This window comes from Saccharopolyspora oryzae (genome assembly GCF_027853915.1).
In the GTDB taxonomy this organism is placed as follows: Bacteria; Actinomycetota; Actinomycetes; order Mycobacteriales; family Pseudonocardiaceae; genus Saccharopolyspora; species Saccharopolyspora oryzae.
Map to the genome: position 1 here is coordinate 109381 of NZ_JAQGLA010000002.1, position 18152 is coordinate 127532.

At 70.3% G+C, this 18152-nt stretch carries 16 protein-coding genes; 10 read left to right on the plus strand and 6 right to left on the minus strand.

Going from position 1 to position 18152, the window contains the following annotated elements:
- Positions 1–9 precede the first annotated feature (9 nt).
- From OU415_RS01805 to OU415_RS01815, 3 genes are all read left to right on the plus strand, one after another.
- Positions 10–816 (plus strand): thioesterase family protein, encoded by an 807-nt coding sequence (locus OU415_RS01805; protein ID WP_270946714.1) that lies wholly within the window; start codon positions 10–12, stop codon positions 814–816.
- A 74-nt stretch (positions 817–890) separates the two neighbouring features.
- Entirely contained in the window at positions 891–1481 is a 591-nt protein-coding gene (locus tag OU415_RS01810; protein ID WP_270946716.1) for a cysteine hydrolase family protein, read from the plus strand.
- A 307-nt stretch (positions 1482–1788) separates the two neighbouring features.
- A complete protein-coding gene (locus tag OU415_RS01815; RefSeq protein WP_270946875.1) occupies positions 1789–2427 on the plus strand; it encodes a DNA alkylation repair protein in 639 nt (212 codons plus the stop codon).
- Here the strand turns inward: OU415_RS01815 and OU415_RS01820 are convergent.
- The 4 genes from OU415_RS01820 to OU415_RS01835 form a co-directional block, all read right to left on the minus strand.
- Positions 2424–3056, minus strand: coding sequence for an IclR family transcriptional regulator (locus OU415_RS01820; protein WP_270946717.1), 633 nt, complete (start codon positions 3054–3056; stop codon positions 2424–2426). The genes OU415_RS01815 and OU415_RS01820 overlap by 4 nt on opposite strands.
- Before the next feature lie 3 nt (positions 3057–3059).
- Positions 3060–3953, minus strand: coding sequence for a hydroxymethylglutaryl-CoA lyase (locus tag OU415_RS01825; protein ID WP_270946718.1), 894 nt, complete (start codon positions 3951–3953; stop codon positions 3060–3062).
- 4 nt (positions 3954–3957) lie between these two features.
- Complete coding sequence (locus OU415_RS01830) at positions 3958–5169, minus strand: CaiB/BaiF CoA transferase family protein (RefSeq protein WP_270946719.1); 1212 nt, start codon at positions 5167–5169, stop codon at positions 3958–3960.
- A gap of 342 nt (positions 5170–5511) precedes the next feature.
- On the minus strand, positions 5512–5853 hold the full coding sequence (locus tag OU415_RS01835) for an MmcQ/YjbR family DNA-binding protein (protein ID WP_270946720.1): 342 nt from the start codon (positions 5851–5853) through the stop codon (positions 5512–5514).
- Positions 5854–6056: 203 nt separating this feature from the next.
- Here OU415_RS01835 and OU415_RS01840 point away from each other — a divergent pair, with 203 nt between their 5' ends.
- From OU415_RS01840 to OU415_RS01855, 4 genes are all read left to right on the plus strand, one after another.
- Positions 6057–7394: a GntP family permease gene (locus OU415_RS01840; RefSeq protein WP_270946721.1), complete on the plus strand. Its 1338-nt coding sequence runs from the start codon at positions 6057–6059 to the stop codon at positions 7392–7394.
- Positions 7395–7467: 73 nt separating this feature from the next.
- Complete coding sequence (locus OU415_RS01845; RefSeq protein ID WP_270946722.1) at positions 7468–8376, plus strand: GlxA family transcriptional regulator; 909 nt, start codon at positions 7468–7470, stop codon at positions 8374–8376.
- Between the two features lie 97 nt (positions 8377–8473).
- Positions 8474–10009 (plus strand): UxaA family hydrolase, encoded by a 1536-nt coding sequence (locus OU415_RS01850; RefSeq protein ID WP_270946723.1) that lies wholly within the window; start codon positions 8474–8476, stop codon positions 10007–10009.
- A 58-nt stretch (positions 10010–10067) separates the two neighbouring features.
- Positions 10068–10670, plus strand: coding sequence for a TIGR03086 family metal-binding protein (locus tag OU415_RS01855; protein WP_270946724.1), 603 nt, complete (start codon positions 10068–10070; stop codon positions 10668–10670).
- 118 nt (positions 10671–10788) lie between these two features.
- On the opposite strand, the gene OU415_RS01860 is transcribed toward OU415_RS01855, so the two are convergent.
- Both OU415_RS01860 and OU415_RS01865 read right to left on the minus strand, forming a co-directional pair.
- Positions 10789–12111, minus strand: coding sequence for an MFS transporter (locus OU415_RS01860; RefSeq protein ID WP_270946725.1), 1323 nt, complete (start codon positions 12109–12111; stop codon positions 10789–10791).
- Positions 12112–12332: 221 nt separating this feature from the next.
- Entirely contained in the window at positions 12333–13238 is a 906-nt protein-coding gene (locus OU415_RS01865; protein ID WP_270946726.1) for a LysR substrate-binding domain-containing protein, read from the minus strand.
- A 254-nt stretch (positions 13239–13492) separates the two neighbouring features.
- Here OU415_RS01865 and OU415_RS01870 point away from each other — a divergent pair, with 254 nt between their 5' ends.
- The 3 genes from OU415_RS01870 to OU415_RS01880 all read left to right on the plus strand — a co-directional run bounded on the left by OU415_RS01870 (position 13493) and on the right by OU415_RS01880 (position 18131).
- Positions 13493–14788: an MFS transporter gene (locus tag OU415_RS01870; RefSeq protein ID WP_270946727.1), complete on the plus strand. Its 1296-nt coding sequence runs from the start codon at positions 13493–13495 to the stop codon at positions 14786–14788.
- A 12-nt stretch (positions 14789–14800) separates the two neighbouring features.
- A complete protein-coding gene (locus OU415_RS01875) occupies positions 14801–15982 on the plus strand; it encodes an acyl-CoA dehydrogenase family protein (protein WP_270946728.1) in 1182 nt (393 codons plus the stop codon).
- 106 nt (positions 15983–16088) lie between these two features.
- Positions 16089–18131 carry an acetate--CoA ligase family protein gene (locus tag OU415_RS01880; protein ID WP_270946729.1) on the plus strand — a complete coding sequence of 681 codons (2043 nt, stop codon included), beginning with the start codon at positions 16089–16091 and terminating at the stop codon, positions 18129–18131.
- Positions 18132–18152: the final 21 nt, after the last annotated feature.

Consider the following 18152-nt stretch of genomic DNA (forward strand, 5'->3'; position numbering starts at 1 on the left):
GGAGGATCGATGGCCGGAACCTCTGATCTGGGACCGTTCTTCAGCCCGGGCGGGGACCACCTCGTCCCCGCTGCGCACGCGAACAGCCCGTGGGCGCCGGACATGATGCACGGGCGCCTGTTCGGCGGTTTGCTCGCCAGGGCCCTGGAGCGCGAGCACGGCGAGCCGGGTCTGCACTTCAGCCGGTTGACCGTCGACCTGTTCCGCAACACCAAGCTCGCACCGGTGCGGGTGGAAACGCAGCGCGTGCGCGACGGGCGCCGGATCCGGGTCGCCGATGCGACGGTGTTCTCCGGTGAGACCCCGGTCGCGCGGGCGAGCGCGGTGCTGCTGCGCCGCGGCGAGCAGCCCGCGGGCGCGGTGTCGAGCACTCCGCCTTGGGATGCTCCGGCGCCCGAGGAGATCGGGCCGCCGCGCACCGACTCCGACGGCTGGCCGCCGCCGTTCGACGTCTGGATCCTCGACTCCGACGGCAACCCCACCGAGGACTGGCGCAGCAGCGGTCCGCGCCGCGCCTGGGTGCGGGACCGGTGCGACCTGGTGGCGGGCGAGTCGATGTCGCCGCTCGTGCGGGTCGCGATCGCGGGCGACTTCGCCAGCCCGGTGGTGAACTTCGGCGAGGACGGCAAGCTCGAGTTCATCAACGCCGACTACACGCTCACCCTCTCCCGCCTGCCGCTGAGCGAGGCCATCGGCGTCGAGGCGACCGGCCACCTGAGCGAGGACGGCGTCGCGGCGGGCAGCTGCACGTTCCACGACGCGAAGGGGCCGATCGGGTTCAGCACGCTGACCGCGGTGGCCAACCCGGCCGTCTAGCTTGACCGGATCGTTCCGCCTCGCGCCGTGATCGTGCCTTCCCGGTCGCGGCGCGGGCGACGAGACTCGTCGACGTGAACAAAGCACTCCTCGTCGTCGACGTCCAGGAATCCTTCCGGCAGCGCCCGCTGTGGCAGGCCATCTCCAACCCCGACATCGTCACCCGCGTCAACCGCCTGGTCGACCTCGCCCGCGCCGAAGGCGACCTGGTGGTCTGGGTGCTGCACAACGAACCGGGCACCGGTGGCGTGTTCGACCCGGTCAACGGGCACAACGTCCTGCAGGACGGACTCGTCCCCGCCGAGGGCGAACCGCTGCTGAACAAGACCTCGCACAACGCCTTCACCACCACGAACCTGCACCAGCTGCTGACGCAGCGCGGGATCCGCGAGCTCAGCGTATCCGGCATCCGCACCGAGCAGTGCTGCGAGACGACGACCCGCGTCGCCTCCGACCTCGGCTACGACGTCACGTTCGTGACCGATGCGACGGCGACGAACCCGATCCCCCACCGCGACGCCCCGGCCGACCTGACGGTGCCCGAACTCCTGGCGGACCCCCGGACCCTGCACAGCGAGGAGATCATCGCCCGCACCGAGTACGCCCTCTCCGGTCGCTTCGCCACCATCCGCACCGTCGCCGAGCTCACCGGCAATCCGACCTGACCAGATCTGCCCGCCCAGCCCGGCCTGCGCTGGCTCCGTCCCGCAAATTCAATGGAATTCAGACGTCCAATTTCCATTGAATTTGCGTCCCCCGCGCCGGGTCCCGGACCGCAGTTTCAATTGAAACTGCGGTCCTGCCCCGGGCCCGAGCGCAGTTTCAATTGAAACTGCGGAAAATCGGTTGACCTGGCGCCGGGGCTTGGTCGGGCGGTTCGTCGTCGCCTCGGGCATCGTGGTCTCGCATAGGGTGGACCTCCCACGTGGTGGACAGGAGGCTTGGGTGGTTGGGACCGCGGTGACCGAGGTGATGGCCGAGCTGGCCGCGCTCGAAGATCCGAAGGCGCGCAAGGTCAACGAGAAGCACGGTGACGATCACGGTGTGAACCTCAGCAAGCTGCGGGCACTCGCCAAGCAGCTGAAGACGCAGCAGGAACTCGCGCAGCAGCTGTGGGCGACGGGTGACTCCGCAGCGAGGCTGCTGGCGACCCTGATCTGCCGGCCGAAGGCCTTCGAGCGCGACGAGCTGGACGCCATGCTGCGCGAGGCGCGCACGCCCAAGGTGCACGACTGGCTCGTGAACTACGTGGTGAAGAAGAGCCCGCACGCCGAGGAGCTGCGGCTGGCCTGGACCTCGGATCCGGACCCGGTGGTCGCCAGCGCCGGCTGGGCGCTGACCACCGAACGCGTGGCGAAGAAGCCCGACGGGCTCGACCTCGACGGCCTGCTCGACGTCATCGAGGCGGAGATGAAGGACGCCCCGGACCGCCTCCAGTGGGCGATGAACAGCTGCCTGGCCCAGATCGGGATCGACCACGCCGAGCACCGCGCCCGTGCGCTCGACATCGGCGAGCGCCTGGAGGTGCTCAAGGACTACCCGACCCCGCCGAACTGCACGTCTCCGTTCGCACCCATCTGGATCAACGAGATGGTGCGCCGGAAGAGCTAGACCTTCTTCAGCGCGGATTCGATGCGGGCCGCTGCGGCGACCACGTCGGCTCCGAAGCTCTGGCCGGGGCTGGGGTGGCGTTGGGTCGGGGCCGAGAGGCAGACCGCTGCGGCGATGTCGCCGTGCAGGCGCACCGGTGCGCTGACCGATCCGACACCCGGCGCCCGGGCTCCCACGCTCTCCACCCAGTCGTGGCCCTCCGGATCCCGCTCACCGAGCAGGACCTGCGCCGCCGATCCGTGCGGCAGCGGGAGCAGGCTTCCCACGGGCTGGCTCGCGCGCAGCTCCTCCGCCGACTCGATGCTCACCACGCACAGCCGGTGGTCCGCGCGGCGCACCCACAGCTGCGCGGATTCCCCCACTGCAGCAACCAGTTCCACCAGCACCGGGCGTGCCGCTTCGGTCAGCCGCGAGGTGGCGAACCGCGAGCCGAGGTGGAAGCAGCCCGCGCTGTCGCGTCGCAGCAGGCCGTGCGCGACGAGCGCGGTGGCCAGCCGGTGCGCGGTGGACGTGGTCAGGCCCAGGGTCCTGGCGAGTTCGCTGGTGCCCATGGGCTTGATCTCGACGCAGTCGAGGATCGCCACCGACCGGTCCAGCACCCCGACACCCGTGGTGAACGCTTCGCCCATGGCCTACCGCCGGACTTCGGCCGGTGCGGCCGGGATCTTCGCCAGCGCCGACGGCAGCGCGTGCCCGACCAGTCCGGCGAGGTGTTCGCGCAGCTCGCCGAGCTTGGAGACGTCGATGCCGGTGTCGATGCCTTCCCGGTGGAACAGGTGGATCAGGTCGTCGGCGGCGATGTTGCCGGTCGCGCCCGGCGCGAAGGGGCAGCCGCCGAGTCCGCCGAGCGCGGCGTCGAAGCGCCGGATGCCGCAGCGGTAGGCCTCCCAGGCGTTGGCGTCGGCCATGCCGTAGGTGCTGTGCAGGTGCAGCCCGATCCGCTCGATCGGGAACACGTCGCGCACCGCGGTGACCGCCCGGTTGATGTCGCCGGGCGAAGCTGCGCCGATGGTGTCGGCGAGGTGCAGCACGTCGACGCCGATCTCCTCGTAGTGCCGGGCGACCCGGACCACGCGCTCGACCGGGGTGTCACCGTCGAACGGGCACACGAACGCCGTCGCGATGCACCCCTCGGTGCTGACGCCGGCGTCGTGCAGGATCTCCGCCGACCGGGCCAGCCGCTGCATCGCTTCCGCTGTGCTGACACCGGAGTTCGACGTGCTGTGGCCTTCGCTGGCCGACATCACCAGCCGCGCGTTCTTCACCCCGGCCTCGACCGCGCGCTGCGCACCGCGCTCGTTGAGCACGAGCGTGTGGAAGGTCGCGGGCCGATCGGCGAGCCCGGCGACGACCTCGGCGGTGTCGGCCATCGTCGGCACCCGCTTCGGGCTGACGAACGATCCGATCTCCAGGTGCCGGAACCCGGCGTCGACCAGCAGCTCCCCGAACCGGATCTTGTCCGCGGTGGGCACGACGACCGGTTCGATCTGCAGCCCGTCGCGCAGCGAAACCTCGGTGATGAGCACCAATTCAGATCACTCCTTCGGCCCGCAGGTCAGCGGCTTGTTCGGGCGAGATCCCCAGTTCGCCGAGGACTTCGCCGGTGTGCGCGCCCAGTTCCGGGCCGAGCCAGCGGGTGCGGCCCGGTTCCTCGGAGAGCTTGGGCACGATGCCGGGGAACAGGACCTCGCGGGTCTGGTCCTGCTCGATGCGCACCTCGTGGCGTTCGTGCATGCCGCGCGCCGCGTAGTGCGGATCGGCCACGATGTCCGGCACGTCGTAGATCGGTCCACTGGGGACGGACGCCTCCGCGAGCAGCTCCAGGATCCGCGCGCTGTCGGCGGTCGCGGTCCAGGCGCTGATCGCCGCATCGATCTCGTCGCTGCGCTCGACCCGGCCGACGTTGGTCTGCAGCTGCGGGTCCTCGGCCAGGTCCGGGCGGTCGATCAGCCGCATGAACCGGCCGAAGATGGCGTTGTTGTTGCCGCCGACGACCACGTACTTGCCGTCCGCGCACTGGTAGGTGCTGGACGGGACCACGCCGGGGATCGTCGGACCGGTGGCTTCCCGCGTGACGCCGAAGGCGTCGAAGTCGGGTACGGAGGACTCCATGAGCGAGTAGATCGCCTCGTACAGCGCGACGTCGACGGTCTCGCCCGGCTGGCCGGCGCGGCGGCGGAGCAGCCCCATCAGCGCACCGATCACCGCGTAGAGCCCGGCGACCGAGTCGGCCAGGCTGACCCCGGTGCGCACCGGCGGCAGGCCCGGGTAACCAGTCAGGTGCCGCACTCCGCCGAAGGCTTCGGCGACGCCGCCGAAGCCGGGGCGCTCCCGGTAGGGGCCGGTCTGGCCGAATCCGGAGATCCGCACCAGCACCGCTTCCGGGTTGATCGCGCGGATCTCGTCCGGGCCGAGCCCCCACTTCTCGAGGGTGCCGGGCCGGAAGTTCTCCAGGACGATGTCGGCGCCGCCGATGAGCCGCCGCGCGATGTCCTGCCCGCGGTCGGACCGCAGGTCCAGGGTGATCGAGCGCTTGTTGCGCGCCATGGCCCGGAACAGCAGCGACACGTCGCCGCCGTGCAGGCGCCAGCTGCGCAGCTCGTCCCCGGTGCGCGGCCGCTCGACCTTGATCACGTCGGCGCCGAACTCGGCCAGGATCCGGCCCGCGGTCGGCGCGGCGATGAAGTTGCCCAGCTCGACGACCCGGATCCCGGTCAGCGGGCCGTGTCCCGTGGACGTCATCGGTCCTCTCCTGTTGTCAAGTGCGTTGGTGGCGGGGCGATGTGAGCGCCCGCGGGCCACGAGGTGTCCGCCTCCGCGAGCCCTGCTGTGCCACTATTTGGGAAACTCTTCCCAAAACTGACAAGCAGCGAACGTAGCCGCCCGAATCCGCCCGCACAAGGCCCGATCGACCAGCCCTGATGGAAACCTCGCGGATCGACTACCGACCGACAACTCCCGGTCACTCAACGCGACCATATCTGTCCACAATGGACACATAGATGTTCCTGGGGTGGGCACCACGACGCAAATTCCATTGAAATCGGACCTTCGATTTCAATGGAATTTGCGTGGGAGCGGGGATCAGCGCAGGGGGTTGGCCTCGACGAGGTAGTCGGGTGCGGAGAGGCGCCACGCCTCGTAGACCAGCTCTTCGAGCTCGTCGGCGTCGATCTTGGGCAGGTGCACCACGACCCAGCCGAAACCACCGGCGGTGAACTGGATCTCGAACACTTCAGGCCGCTCCGAGACCAGCGCGATCTGCTCGGACAGGGTCTGCTTGAGGCCGACCGTGCTGGTGCGCGGCCAGTAGTAGCCGAAGCCCTTGCCGTGCACGCTGAAGGACGTGTAATCGCGCCCCTCGCCCTGCTCGACGTCGGCGAGTCCGTCGACCATCCGCAAGAACCGACTGCTGGCCACACCCATGCCCGGCATCATCGCGCACCCCACCGACAGCCGCCGAACGCCCTGCTGGCGACGGCCTTGATCACCTCGCGGCCGTGTGTATGCTGTGCCGGTCCGCCTTCGTCCCCGCCGGTCGAGCACAACTCTTCCCCGGCGGGAAAGAGCCCTGTCCGCGGCACAAGCTGGAGTCGGCCGCGCCGGCCCCGACGAATCGGACGCTTCGAATGTCGGACATCGCAGTCTTCGCCAACACCGCGATCACCATCGTCGGTGTCGTGGTGCTCATCCTCCGGGTCAAGATCAGCCCGGCCATCGCGCTGGTCCTCGGCGCGATCTACCTGGGCCTGGTGTCAGGCCTGGGGCCGGAGCAGACGATCAAGTCCATCACCACCGGTTTCGGCGACCTGATGACCGAGGTCGGGCTGCTCATCGCCTTCGGCGTGCTGCTGGGCTCGCTGATGGCGTCGCTGGGCGCGATCGAGCAGCTGGTCGAGCGCCTGGTGCGCATCTTCGGCCCGAAAACCCTCCCCTACGCCTTCGGCACCACGGTCGGCACCGTGCTGCAGTCGATCTTCGCCGACGTGCTGCTGGTGATCACCGCACCGCTGGCCAGCCGGTTGTCCCGGCAGATCGGCCCGCACGGCGCCGCGCGGATGTGCGCGGCGATGGCGCTGGGCATCGAGGTCGGCCTGGTGTTCGTGGTGCCCGGTGTCGGCGCGGTCGCGCTGGCCGGGGTGCTGAACCTGCCGTTCGGCAAGATGTTCATCTTCGGCGCCATCACCGCCGTGTTCACCATCATCACCACGCTCGCGCTGTTCACCGCGCTGGCCAAGCGCGGCCTGTGGAACCCGAAGCTGGACGAGACCGAGGAACTCCCGGTCGCCGACGTCGAGCCCGAGGCCGAGGCCGACCGGAAGTTCCCGCCGCTGGCCCTGTCGATGGCCCCGCTGCTGCTGGCGCTGGTGCTGATCGCCGTCGGGGCGATCGCCGAGATGCTGGAGTTCAGCTCCCCGGTGGTCGACTTCCTCGGCGACCCGGTCATCGCGCTGCTGATCGGCGTGATCGGCGCGCTGGCCATCGCCCGCTGGAAGCTGCCCAAGGAGCAGACCGAAACGGCGTTCAAGCGCGGCTTCCACGAGAGCGGCCAGATCCTGATCCTGACCGGTGTCGGCGGTTCGCTGGCGCAGACGGTCAAGGACGTCGGTCTGGGCGAACTGCTGAAGGACTACTTCACGACCAACACGCTCGTCCCGCTGCTGCTGGTCTGGGCGGTGGCGGCGGTGCTGCACATCGCCGTCGGCTCGGTGACGCTCGCTTCGATCACCGCGGCCGGTGTCCTGGGCCCGGTGATGCCGATGCTGGGCATCGACCCGATCTTCGTCGCGCTGGCGGCGGGCGCGGGCTCGCTGTTCGTCATCCACGCCACCAGCAACACGTTCTGGCTCCTGCAGACCCTGCTGCCCCAGACCACCCGGGGCGCGCTGAAGTCGGTCACGCTCACCGTCTCGGCGGCCTCGATCATCGCCATGATCCCGATCCAGGTGATGGCCTTCCTGTTCTGAGCGGCCGGGCTCGTGAGCACTTCGCGGCGCCATTGCACCCCGAAGTGCTCACGACACGTAGGCTGGGGCGATCGTGCGACGCATCGTCTTCCTGCTGCTGCCCCGGCTGCACCTGCTCGACCTCGCCGGTCCCGCACAGGTGTTCTCCACCGCGGCCAACCACGGCCACGACTACACCCTGTCCTACGTCGGCCAGGGCGGGAACGTGGTGAGCGCACAAGGACTTCCGCTGCACGCCGACGCCGAGTGGCCGGAGCTGACCCCGGACGACCTGGTCCTGGTGCCGGGTTCGAGGGTGCCCGATCCGCCGCACTGGCCGCGGCTGCACGCAGCCTCCGCCGAGCGGCTCCGCGCGCACCACGACGCCGGTGGCGCGGTGGCCAGCGTCTGCTCCGGGGCGGACGCCCTGGGGCAGGCCGGGCTGCTGCACCACCGGCGCTGCACCACCCACCACGACCTGCAGGACGAACTCGCCCGCCGGTACCCGACCGCGACCGTGGTGCGCGACGTGCTGTTCGTCGAGGACGCCCGGATCACCACCTCCGCCGGGATCGCCAGCGGCATCGACCTCGCACTGCACCTGGTCGCCACCGACCACGGCCCGGGGGCAGCGGCGAAGGTCGCCCGCGACATGGTCGTCTACGCCCGCCGCAACGGCGACGACCAGCAGGCCAGCGCGATGCTGCGCCACCGCGCGCACCTCAACGACGCGGTGCACCGCGTCCAGGACCTCATCGACGCCCGCTTCGCGGAACCGCTCCCGCTCGCCGAGCTCGCCGCTGCCGCGGGCTGCAGCGAGCGCACGCTCACGCGCTCCTTCGCGCACGCCACGGGGCTGACGCCCCTGCGCTACCAGCAGGCGCTGCGCATCGAGCGCGCCGAGCACCTGCTCGCGCAGGGCGCGACCACCGACGCTGCCGCGCGCGCCGTCGGCTTCACCGACTCGCGGATGCTCCGCCGCCTGCGCTCTCGCGGCAGCTGACACCGGATCGGCGTATCCGCACGCCGTGACAAGCCGTGGTCGGCTGTTTAGCATCGGATTCACTACGTGGAAATATCTTCATAACCGTGAAGTGAGGGTGGTCCGGTTGCCGTCGCTGGATGAGTTGGGATTCCGCCTGCACGCCGATGATTCGGTCCTCATCGCCCGAACCGACGTGGCGCCGGGCACCTACGCCGGGCTGCACGTGCCCGACGAGGTCCCGCGCGGGCACAAACTGGCCACTGTGGACATCGCGCGGGGCGCGCCGGTCCGCAAGTACGGCCAGATCATCGGATTCGCCTCCCGACCCATCACCGCGGGCGAGCACGTGCACACGCACAACGTCGACTACCAGGAGTTCCACCGGGAGCACGCGTTCGGCGCCGACGTGGTGCCCACCGAGTACGTGCCGAGCGCGCAGCGCGCCACCTTCCAGGGCTTCGTGCGCCCCGACGGCCGGGTCGGCACCCGCAACTACCTCGCGGTGCTGACCTCGGTGAACTGCTCGGCGACCGCGGCGAAGATGATCGCCCGCCGCATCGAGGCCTCCGGCGTGCTCGACGACTACCCGAACGTCGACGGGATCTGCCCGCTGACGCACACGCTGGGCTGCGGGCACAGCGGGCAGGGCAACGAGGGCTTCGAGGTGCTGCGGCGCGCGCTGCGCGGTTACGCCGGGCACCCCAACATCGCCGGACTGCTGGTGATCGGCCTGGGCTGCGAGGTCAACCAGGTCAAGAGCCTCACCGAGGACCTGCGGCTACCGCCGGGCATGCCGGTGCACGCCATGACCATCCAGGAGCTCGGCGGCACCAAGAAGACGGTGGCCGAAGGAGTCCGGCGGATCGAGGAGATGCTGCCGATCGCCAACGCCTTCCAGCGCCAGACCGTGTCCGCGGACAAGCTGATCCTCGCCATGGAGTGCGGCGGGTCCGACGCCTACTCCGGGATCACGGCCAACCCCGCGCTGGGCGCGGCAGCGGACCTGCTGATCCGCAACGGCGGCACGGCGGTGTTCGGCGAGACGACCGAGATCTACGGCGCCGAGCACCTGCTCACCCGGCGCGCGGTCAGCCGCGAGGTCGGCGAGAAGCTGGTGGACCGGATCGCCTGGTGGGAGAAGCACGTCCAGATCGACGACAGCTCGATCAACAACAACCCCTCCCCCGGCAACAAGGCGGGCGGGCTGACCACGATCCTGGAGAAGTCGCTGGGCGCGGCGGCCAAGGGCGGCACCACCAACCTCGTCGACGTCCTGCAGTACGCCGAGCCCATCACCGACCGGGGCCTGATGTTCATGGACACGCCCGGCTACGACCCGGTCAACGCCACCGGGCTGATCGCCGGCGGGGCGCAGCTGCTGTGCTTCACCACCGGCCGCGGTTCGGCGTTCGGCTGCAAGCCCGCGCCGAGCATCAAGCTGGCCACCAACACGCCGCTCTACGACCGGATGAGCGACGACATGGACATCAACTGCGGTGTCATCGCCGACGGCGAGCTGACCGTGGCGGAGATGGGTGCGCAGATCTTCGACCACATCCTCCGGGTGGCCTCCGGCGAGGAGACCAAGAGCGAAGAGCTCGGCTACGGCGAGGAGGAGTTCGTCCCCTGGCACCTGTCCACAGTGCTCTGACCCTGCGACGGCCGATTCCCGCCGGACACCGGCAAGTCCCGCGCACCACGATGCGTCCATGCGCAATGCCGACGACGTGCTGTTCGAGCACCTCCGCCGGACCAACGAGGACTTCGCCGATCTGGTGGGATCGGTCGAGCCGGAGCAGTGGACCGCCCCGACGCCGTGCGCGGACTGGGACGTGCGCGCGCTGGTGAGCCACCTGGTGCAGGCGAACGTGATCTACCGGATGCTCCTGCACGGCGGCACCAGCGACGAGTTCCTGACCATCCGCGAGCAGAACTCGCTCGGCGACGATCCGGCCGGGCTGTTCCGCACCGCGGCCGAGGAGTGCCTGGCCGCCTTCGCCGAACCCGGCGCCCTGGACCGGGAGGTGGACTACCCCTTCGGCCCGGCCGACGGCCGCAAGCTGCTCGGTCTGCTGATCGCCGACACGGTGGTGCACACCTGGGACCTCGCCCGCGCCACCGGAGAGCCCGAAGACCTCGACCCGCAGCTGGTCGAATGGATCGACGACAACTTCGAGCACCTCTACACCGGCGTGACCGAAGGCCCGCTGGACCAGAACCGCACGTACGAGCACTTCGCAGCTCCCGCGCAGCCGCCGACCGCCGAGACCCGCCAACACCGGGTGCTCCGCCGCGCGGGCCGCCGACCGTAGGACCGGGCGTGCCGATTTCGCACGAAATTGACACCGCCCCGGGCGATGGCTGCGGAGAAAGCGCAGGTGGGGCGCCTTCCGCTTGGTCGTTCCGCGGACGGCGCCCCACCTGGACGGGTTACGCCGGGACTGCTTGGCGCTGGATCCGGAGGTCCCAGCGGTGCCGGGTGAGGACCACCGGGACTCCTTCGCCCCGCGCCTCCGCCGCGAAGACCTCCGCGCGGGCGCGGCGCCACCACACCACCGTCCGGGACGCGCCGAGCAGCAGCAGCCCCACCAGGGCCAGCATCGCGACCCGGTAGTCCGCCCCGTTCGGCATGCCCTGCGCCAGGTCCAGGACCAGGCCCACGCACAGCACGCCGAGCGCCGTCGCCGAGTGGCCACCGGCGTTGGCCAGGCCGGTCGCGGTGCCGGCCTGGTGCACCGGGTTGAAGTCGCGCACGAGGACCATGGCCACGGACGAAACCGGGCCGCCCAGGGCGAAGACGAAGAACGCCGCCGCGATCACCGCGATCGGCGGGTGACCCTGCGGCCAGGCCAGCAGGACGACCCAGGACAGCGCGTTGACCACCAGGTAGCCCATCACGATCCACATCCGCCACTCCGGCCGGCGGCCGATCAGCGCGCCCACCACCGGGCCGCCGACGACCTGGCCGATGATCAGCAGGCTGAGCACCACGCTCGCCGTCGATGCCGGCACCCCGAGCCCGTTGACCAGGTACGGGAAGCCCCACAGCAGCGTCAGCGCGCCGGAGGCGAACAACGTGCAGAAGTGCGTCCAGAACGCCAGCCGGGTGCCCGGCACCGACCAGGCGTTGCGCACCTGCTGGAGCACCGGCGCGCTTCGGCGCGGCTGGCCGCCAGCGGGCGCCGCGTCGCGCACGACCGTTCCGGTCACCGCCGCGTACCCCAGCGTCAGCGCTCCCACCAGCAGGAACGTCGCGGTCCACCCCAGGTTCTGCAACGCCATCGCGAGCGGGAACGTGGCCGCAACGCCCCCCAGCGCCCCCAGCGCGCTGGACACCGTTGCCACCAGTGCGTAGCGGCGGGCGGAGAAGTGCGAGGCCACCAGCCGCAGGATGCTCACCCAGATCAGCGCGTCGCCCAGACCCAGCACCGCGCGGGCCGCCAAGCCCATCGCGTACGTGTCGGCGACGGCGAAAAGCACTTGCCCGGTCCCGAGGAGGACCACCGCGACGGTGATCACCCGGCGGGAACCGAAGCGGTCCACCAGCAATCCGGTGGGAATCTGCATCCCGGCGTAGATGCCGACCTGCAGGACCGTGAACGCGCTCAGCGCGGCCGGACCGACGTCGAAGCGGTCCAGCGCCTGCGTCCCGGCAACCCCCAAGCTGCCCCTGTGAAAAACCGCGGCGAGATAGGCGATCACCGCCGCGCTCCAGATCCACCAAGCCCGACTCTCCGGTCGGTCGGCAGCCACCAGAGACCTCCTCTGTTCAGATGTTTCGACCGATCAGCGTTGATCGGTTGTCCACCGTGGTTGTCGCCGCGCGCCGCGGCGGAGTTACGCCGAACGCGAGTGGACTGCACCACACTTAGCGAATTCCCGGAAAACGGCGGAAAACTCGCCAGTAACTCCACAATGGACAGACATGCGGAGCAACGGGTCGGGAGTGACCGCGGTCGCTCTTGCCTCGGGAACTAGAGCTCGGCCACGACCTCGTCGAGCAGGCCGACCAACCCCGCCAGCGCCGGGTTCGCATCGCCCTCGCGCCACACCAGGGCCAGCGGCACCGGCGGCGCGTCGTGCACCGGGACCAGCACCACGCCCGGCACCTTCAGGTGCGCCGCGGTCGCCGGGACCAGACCGACGCCGGAACCCGCGCCCACCAGGGACAGGATGGTGTGCGTGTCCGGCGCCTCCTGCACGAAGTTCGGGTTGAAGCCGTGGCGCAGGCAGACGGCCTGCACCAGCTGGTTGACCACCGAGCCCCGGTTCGTCGGGTAGCTGATCACCGGTTCGTCGCGCAGGTCGGCCACCCCGACGCTGCGCCCGTCGGCCAGCCGGTGGTTGTCGGGCAGGGCCACCGCCAGCTGGTGCTGCTCCAGCTCCCGCACGCTCAGCCCCTCCAGCGGCACCGGCAGCCGCAGCAGCCCGGCGTCGATCTCCTGCTGGTGGATGCGGTCCACCAGCTCACCGCCGTAGAGCGGGCTGACGATGTCGAAGCGCACGTCCGGGTAGCGCTCCCGGAACTTGCGCACGATCAGCAGCATCACCTGGTACGAGGTCTGCCCGCTGAACCCGAGGCGCACCACCCCGATCTCCCCGGCGGCGGCCTGCCTGGCCAGCTTCGGCGCCGCCTCCGCCGACTCCAGCGTCTTGCGCGCCTCGCGCAGGAACGCCTCCCCCGCCGCGGTGAGCGCGACCTGCCGCGTGGTCCGCCGCAGCAGCGGCACGCCGACCTCGTGCTCCAGGCGCTTGATCTGCTGGGACAGCGGTGGCTGGGACATGTGCAGCCGGACCGCCGCGCGCCGGAAGTTCAGCTCCTCGGCGACGGCGACGAACGCCTGCAGGTGGCGCAGCTCCAAGCCCGACCTCCCGACCACGAGCACCTTTGCCCAGGTCAGCGCGCATAATGTCGCGCCGACGAATCAAACCTAGCCGATTTTGGTGTTAGACGGAACACATTCGCTGACCTAGCTTCGAGGCACCGGGATCGCAGTGCGGCGCCCGTGGGCCCCGGCCGCCGCGATGATGAATCAGCCGGTGCGCCAACGGGTTTCGCCCTGCAATCCGGCAGGCACCCGCCTTCGGTGGAGACGGAGCCAATGCGATGAGACGTCTTTCTGAACAGGAGAGAATGGGCCGCAAGGCCGGTATCGCGTCGTTCGTCGGTACCAGCATCGAGTGGTACGACTTCTACATCTACGGCACCGCCTCCGCGCTGGTGTTCGGCAAGCTGTTCTTCCCCGTGGTCACCCCCGCGATCGGCGTGCTGGTGTCGTTCGCGACGTTCTGGGTCGGCTTCCTGGCCCGCCCGCTGGGCGGCATCGTCTTCGGGCACCTCGGCGACCGGGTCGGCCGCAAGAAGGCGCTGATCATCACGTTGCTGCTGATGGGCTTCACCACCGTCGGCATCGGCCTGCTGCCCCCCTACGCCACCATCGGCATCGCGGCGCCGATCCTGCTGGTGCTGCTGCGCGTCGTGCAGGGCCTGGCCGTCGGCGGCGAGTGGGGCGGCGCGGTGCTCATCGCCACCGAGCACGCCCCGAAGGGCCGCAGCATCATCTCCGGCTCCTGGGCCCAGCAGGGCTCGCCGTCCGGGCAGATCCTGTCCTCGCTGGCCTTCACCCTCGTCTCGCAGCTGCCCGACGAGGACTTCTACAGCTGGGGCTGGCGCATCCCGTTCCTGGCCTCGGCGGTGCTGGTGGTGCTCGGCCTGGTGATCCGGTTGAGCATCGAGGAGTCGCCGCAGCTGACCAAGCTCAAGGAGACCGGGCAGGTCGCCAAGTTCCCGCTGCTGGACACCTTCCGCCACCACACCGGGCTCGTGGTGCTCGGCGTGTTCGCCTGCGCGATCGTGTTCTCCGCGTCGTACTTCAAGAACACCTTCGCGGTGTCGTGGGCGACCAACGAGCTCGGCTTCCAGCGCGAGACGTTCATGACCGTGGTGCTCATCGCCAGCATCGTGCAGTTCTTCGTGCAGCCCTTCGGCGCCGTGCTGGCCAGCAAGTTCGGCACCCGCAAGATCGTCACGGTCCTGCTGGTCGCCGAGCTCCCGGTGATGCCGCTGATGTTCCTGCTGATCAGCACCGGCAGCTTCGCCTGGTCGGTGGTGGGCATGGTGCTCGCGACGCTGCCGCACGTGATGTTCTACTCGATCCTCGCCGGTGTGCTGGCCGACGCGTTCCCGGCGCGCGTGCGCTACACCGCGATCTCGCTGTCCTACGGCCTGGCCGGGACGCTGCTCGGCGGCACCACCCCGATGATCGGGCAGCTGCTGCTGACCACCTTCGATTCGATCCTGCCGGTGATCGGCTGGGCGCTGGTCACCGTGCTGATGTCGCTGGTGGGCGTCCGAGTCCTGCTGACCCGCTCCGCGCGCGCGGTCGCGGAAGTCCCCGAAGTCGCAACAGTTCGAGCAAGTGACGAGTGATTGGTGACCTGGATGGATCCGAACGTGTTCGACGACGTGCTGCGCACGGTGCGCGACTTCGTCCGCGGCGAGGTGGTGCCCGCCGAGGACGAGATCGAGCGGACCGATGCGATCCCGCAGCGGTTGCGCGAGGCCGCCGCGGGCATGGGGTTGTTCGGCTTCGCGCTGCCGGAGGAGCACGGCGGGCTGGGCCTGTCGATGAGCGAGGACGTCCGGTTGGCGATGGAGCTCGGGTACGCGGTCCCGGCGTTCCGGTCGATGTTCGGCACCAACAACGGCATCGCCGGTCAGGTGATCGTCAAGTACGGCACCGAGGAGCAGCAGAAGCGGTGGCTGCCGCGGCTGGCCGCCGGGGAGGCGATCGCTTCCTTCGCGCTCACCGAGGACGGCGCGGGATCGGATCCGAGCTCGGTGAAGACCAAGGCGGTCCGGGACGAGGGGGGCACCTCCCGCTCGAGCGAAGCCGAGAGTGGGGGAGAATACGTGCTGTCCGGGGCGAAGCGGTTCATCACCAACGCTCCGCACGCCGACGTGCTGGTCGTGTTCGCGCGGACCGACTCGAACGTCGAGGCGCACAAGGGCATTTCGGTGTTCCTGGTCGAGACCGGGTTGGACGGGGTCCGGATCGGGCCGCCGAACGCGAAGATGGGGCAGGCCGGGGCGCACACCGCCGAGGTGTTCTTCGACGACGCGCGGGTGCCCGCCTCCGCGCTCGTCGGCGGCGAGGAGGGCACCGGGTTCAGCGCCGCGATGTCGTCGCTGACCCGCGGTCGGCTGCACATCGCGGCCATCTGCGTCGGGTTGGCCGGCCGGATCGTCGAGGAGTCGGTGCGCTTCGCCGCCCAGGCCGAGCAGGGCGGCGAGCCGATCAGCCGGTTCCAGCTGGTGCAGGCGCTGCTGGCCGAATCGCAGGCCGAGTACTACGCGGGGCGGTCGATGGTGCTGGAGGCCGCGCGCGAGTACGACTCCGGCGCCGACACCCGGTTGGCCCCGTCGTGCGCGAAGCTGTTCTGCAGCGAGATGGTGTCCCGGGTGGCCGACCGGGCGGTGCAGGTGCACGGCGGTTCCGGCTACATGCGCGGGGTTCCGGCGGAGCGCTTCTACCGCGACGCCAGGGTCTTCCGCATCTACGAGGGCACCAGCGAGATCCAGAAGCTGATCATCGCCAAGCAGCTCCTCCGCCAGTTCTCCTGACCCGTCGTTCCGCAAATTCCATTGAAATCGCACGTCCGATTTCAATGGAATTTGCGGAACCGGACACCCGAGCACTCCACCCGTTTCCCGCTGCGAGGAGGAATTCGTGGTCGCCAACTCCGCGATCCAGCGACTGCTGCACCCGCGGTCGATCGCCGTCCTGGGCGCCTCGGACAACCCGATCAAGCTGTCCGGGCGGCCGATCGAGCTGATGAAGCGGTTCGGCTACGCCGGTCGCCTGCTGCCGATCAACGCCCGCCGCTCCGAGGTCCAGGGCCTGCCCGCCTACCGCAGCCTGGACGAGATCGACGGCGAGATCGACCTGGCCATGGTGATGCTGCCCGCGGACAAGGTCGTCGACGGGCTGCGCGACTGCGCTGCGCGCGGCATCCCCGCGGCGATCGTCGGAGCGTCCGGCTTCGCCGAGATCGGCGAGCGCGGCGAGCAGCTGCAGCAGCAGCTGGAGGCGGTCATCGCCGAGACCGGCATCCGGGTGCTGGGGCCGAACTGCCTCGGCATGTTCAACGTCCGCGACCGCGCGATGCCGACGTTCACCTCGGCGATGGACGAGAGCGCCGAGCTGGTCGGCGGGCCGGTGGCCTTCGTCAGCCAGAGCGGTGCTTTCGGCACGTTCATCTTCAGCGCGGCGCAGCAGGCCGGGCTGGGCATCTCGCACTTCCTCAACACCGGCAACGAAGCCGACCTGTCGGTGGCCGAGGTGCTCGGCGGCCTGCTGGAGACCGACGGGGTCGAGGTGCTGATGGCCTACCTCGAAGGCGTGCACCAGGGCCACGAGCTGATGTCGGTGGCGCGCCGGGCGCACGAGCTGGACAAGCCGATCCTGGTGGTGAAGGTCGGCAGCTCCGAGGCCGGGGCGCGCGCGGCCCAGTCGCACACCGCCTCGCTGGCCGGGGAGGACGCCGTGTTCGACGGCGCGGCCCGCCAGCACGGGATCGTCCGGCTCGCCGGGCAGGAGGAGCTGCTCGACACCGCGCAGGTGTTCGCCAACGGGCGGCGCACCCGCGGTCGCCGGCTCAGCACGCTGTCGCTGACCGGCGGGGCCGAGGTGATCCCGCCCTACGGTTCACCGCGCAACCCGATCGACCTGACCGCGATGCTGATCAGCGACACCGACCTGCTGCGACGCGGTCTGGAGGTCGCCGTGCAGCACCCGGGGACCGACATGATCGCGGTGCTGCTGGGCAACGCAGACAACGCGTCCGCGCAGCTGATCGACGCGATCGAGCAGGCGTTCCGGAGCACCGACCGGCCGCTGGTGGTGGTGTGGACCGGTGGCAGCGGACGTCCCCGCCGGCGGCTGCAGGAGCTGGGCATCCCGTGCTTCACCGATCCCGGCCGGGCGGCTGCGGCGCTGAGCAAGCTCGCGGACTTCAGCCTGCGCCCGCCGCTGCCCGCGCCCGAACGCCCGGCCGACATCGACGACAAGGTGGTCCGCGCGATCGTCGAGGACGTCCGGGCGCAGGGCCGCACCCAGCTCGACGAGCACGAGTCGAGCCGCCTGATCGCCGCCTACGGCATCCCGTGCGCGGGGGCGTTCCCCGCCGCCACGCCCGATGCCGCGGTCGCCGCCGCGCACGACCTCGGCGGCCCGGTGGCGGTGAAGCTGCTGTCCGACCGCATCGGGCACAAGTCCGACATCGGCGGGGTGCGGTTGAACCTGACCGGCGACGCGGAAATCCTTGCGGCGGCTGGAGATCTGCTGGACATCGCCAAGACGGCCGGTGATCCCGATGCCCGGTTGCTGGTGCAGCGGATGGCCGGCGGCGGCACCGAGCTCATCGTGGGCCTCAAGCACGATCCCGCGTTCGGCCCGGTCGTGGTGGTCGGGTTCGGCGGTGTCCTGGTGGACGTCCTCGCCGACAGCCAGGTCGGCGTGGCCCCGCTCGACCCCGACGCCGCCGAACGCCTGCTGCTCTCGCTGCGCGGCAGCCGGCTCTTCGGCGAAGTGCGCGGCAAACCGCCGCGAGACCTCGACGCCGCGGCCGACGCGGTCGCCCGCCTGTCCTGGCTGGCCCACGACCTCGCCGAGGACATCGCGGAACTCGACGTGAACCCGCTGCTGCTCGACGAGGCGGGCAAGGGCGTCATCGCCGTGGACTGCCTCGCCGTGCTGACCCCCGCGGACTGATCGGATCCAAGGAAGGTGTGG

Excerpts from the sequence above, each read along its gene's own strand:
- OU415_RS01815 (WP_270946875.1), top strand. The coding sequence starts at position 1,789 with ATGGCCGAGCTGGCCGCGCTCGAAGATCCGAAGGCGCGCAAGGTCAAC.
- OU415_RS01835 (WP_270946720.1), bottom strand. The coding sequence starts at position 5,853 with ATGGGTGTGGCCAGCAGTCGGTTCTTGCGGATGGTCGACGGACTCGCC.
- OU415_RS01830 (WP_270946719.1), bottom strand. The coding sequence starts at position 5,169 with ATGACGTCCACGGGACACGGCCCGCTGACCGGGATCCGGGTCGTCGAG.
- OU415_RS01870 (WP_270946727.1), top strand. The coding sequence starts at position 13,493 with ATGGGCCGCAAGGCCGGTATCGCGTCGTTCGTCGGTACCAGCATCGAG.
- OU415_RS01840 (WP_270946721.1), top strand. The coding sequence starts at position 6,057 with ATGTCGGACATCGCAGTCTTCGCCAACACCGCGATCACCATCGTCGGT.
- OU415_RS01820 (WP_270946717.1), bottom strand. The coding sequence starts at position 3,056 with ATGGGCGAAGCGTTCACCACGGGTGTCGGGGTGCTGGACCGGTCGGTG.
- OU415_RS01805 (WP_270946714.1), top strand. The coding sequence starts at position 10 with ATGGCCGGAACCTCTGATCTGGGACCGTTCTTCAGCCCGGGCGGGGAC.
- OU415_RS01855 (WP_270946724.1), top strand. The coding sequence starts at position 10,068 with ATGCGCAATGCCGACGACGTGCTGTTCGAGCACCTCCGCCGGACCAAC.
- OU415_RS01875 (WP_270946728.1), top strand. The coding sequence starts at position 14,801 with ATGGATCCGAACGTGTTCGACGACGTGCTGCGCACGGTGCGCGACTTC.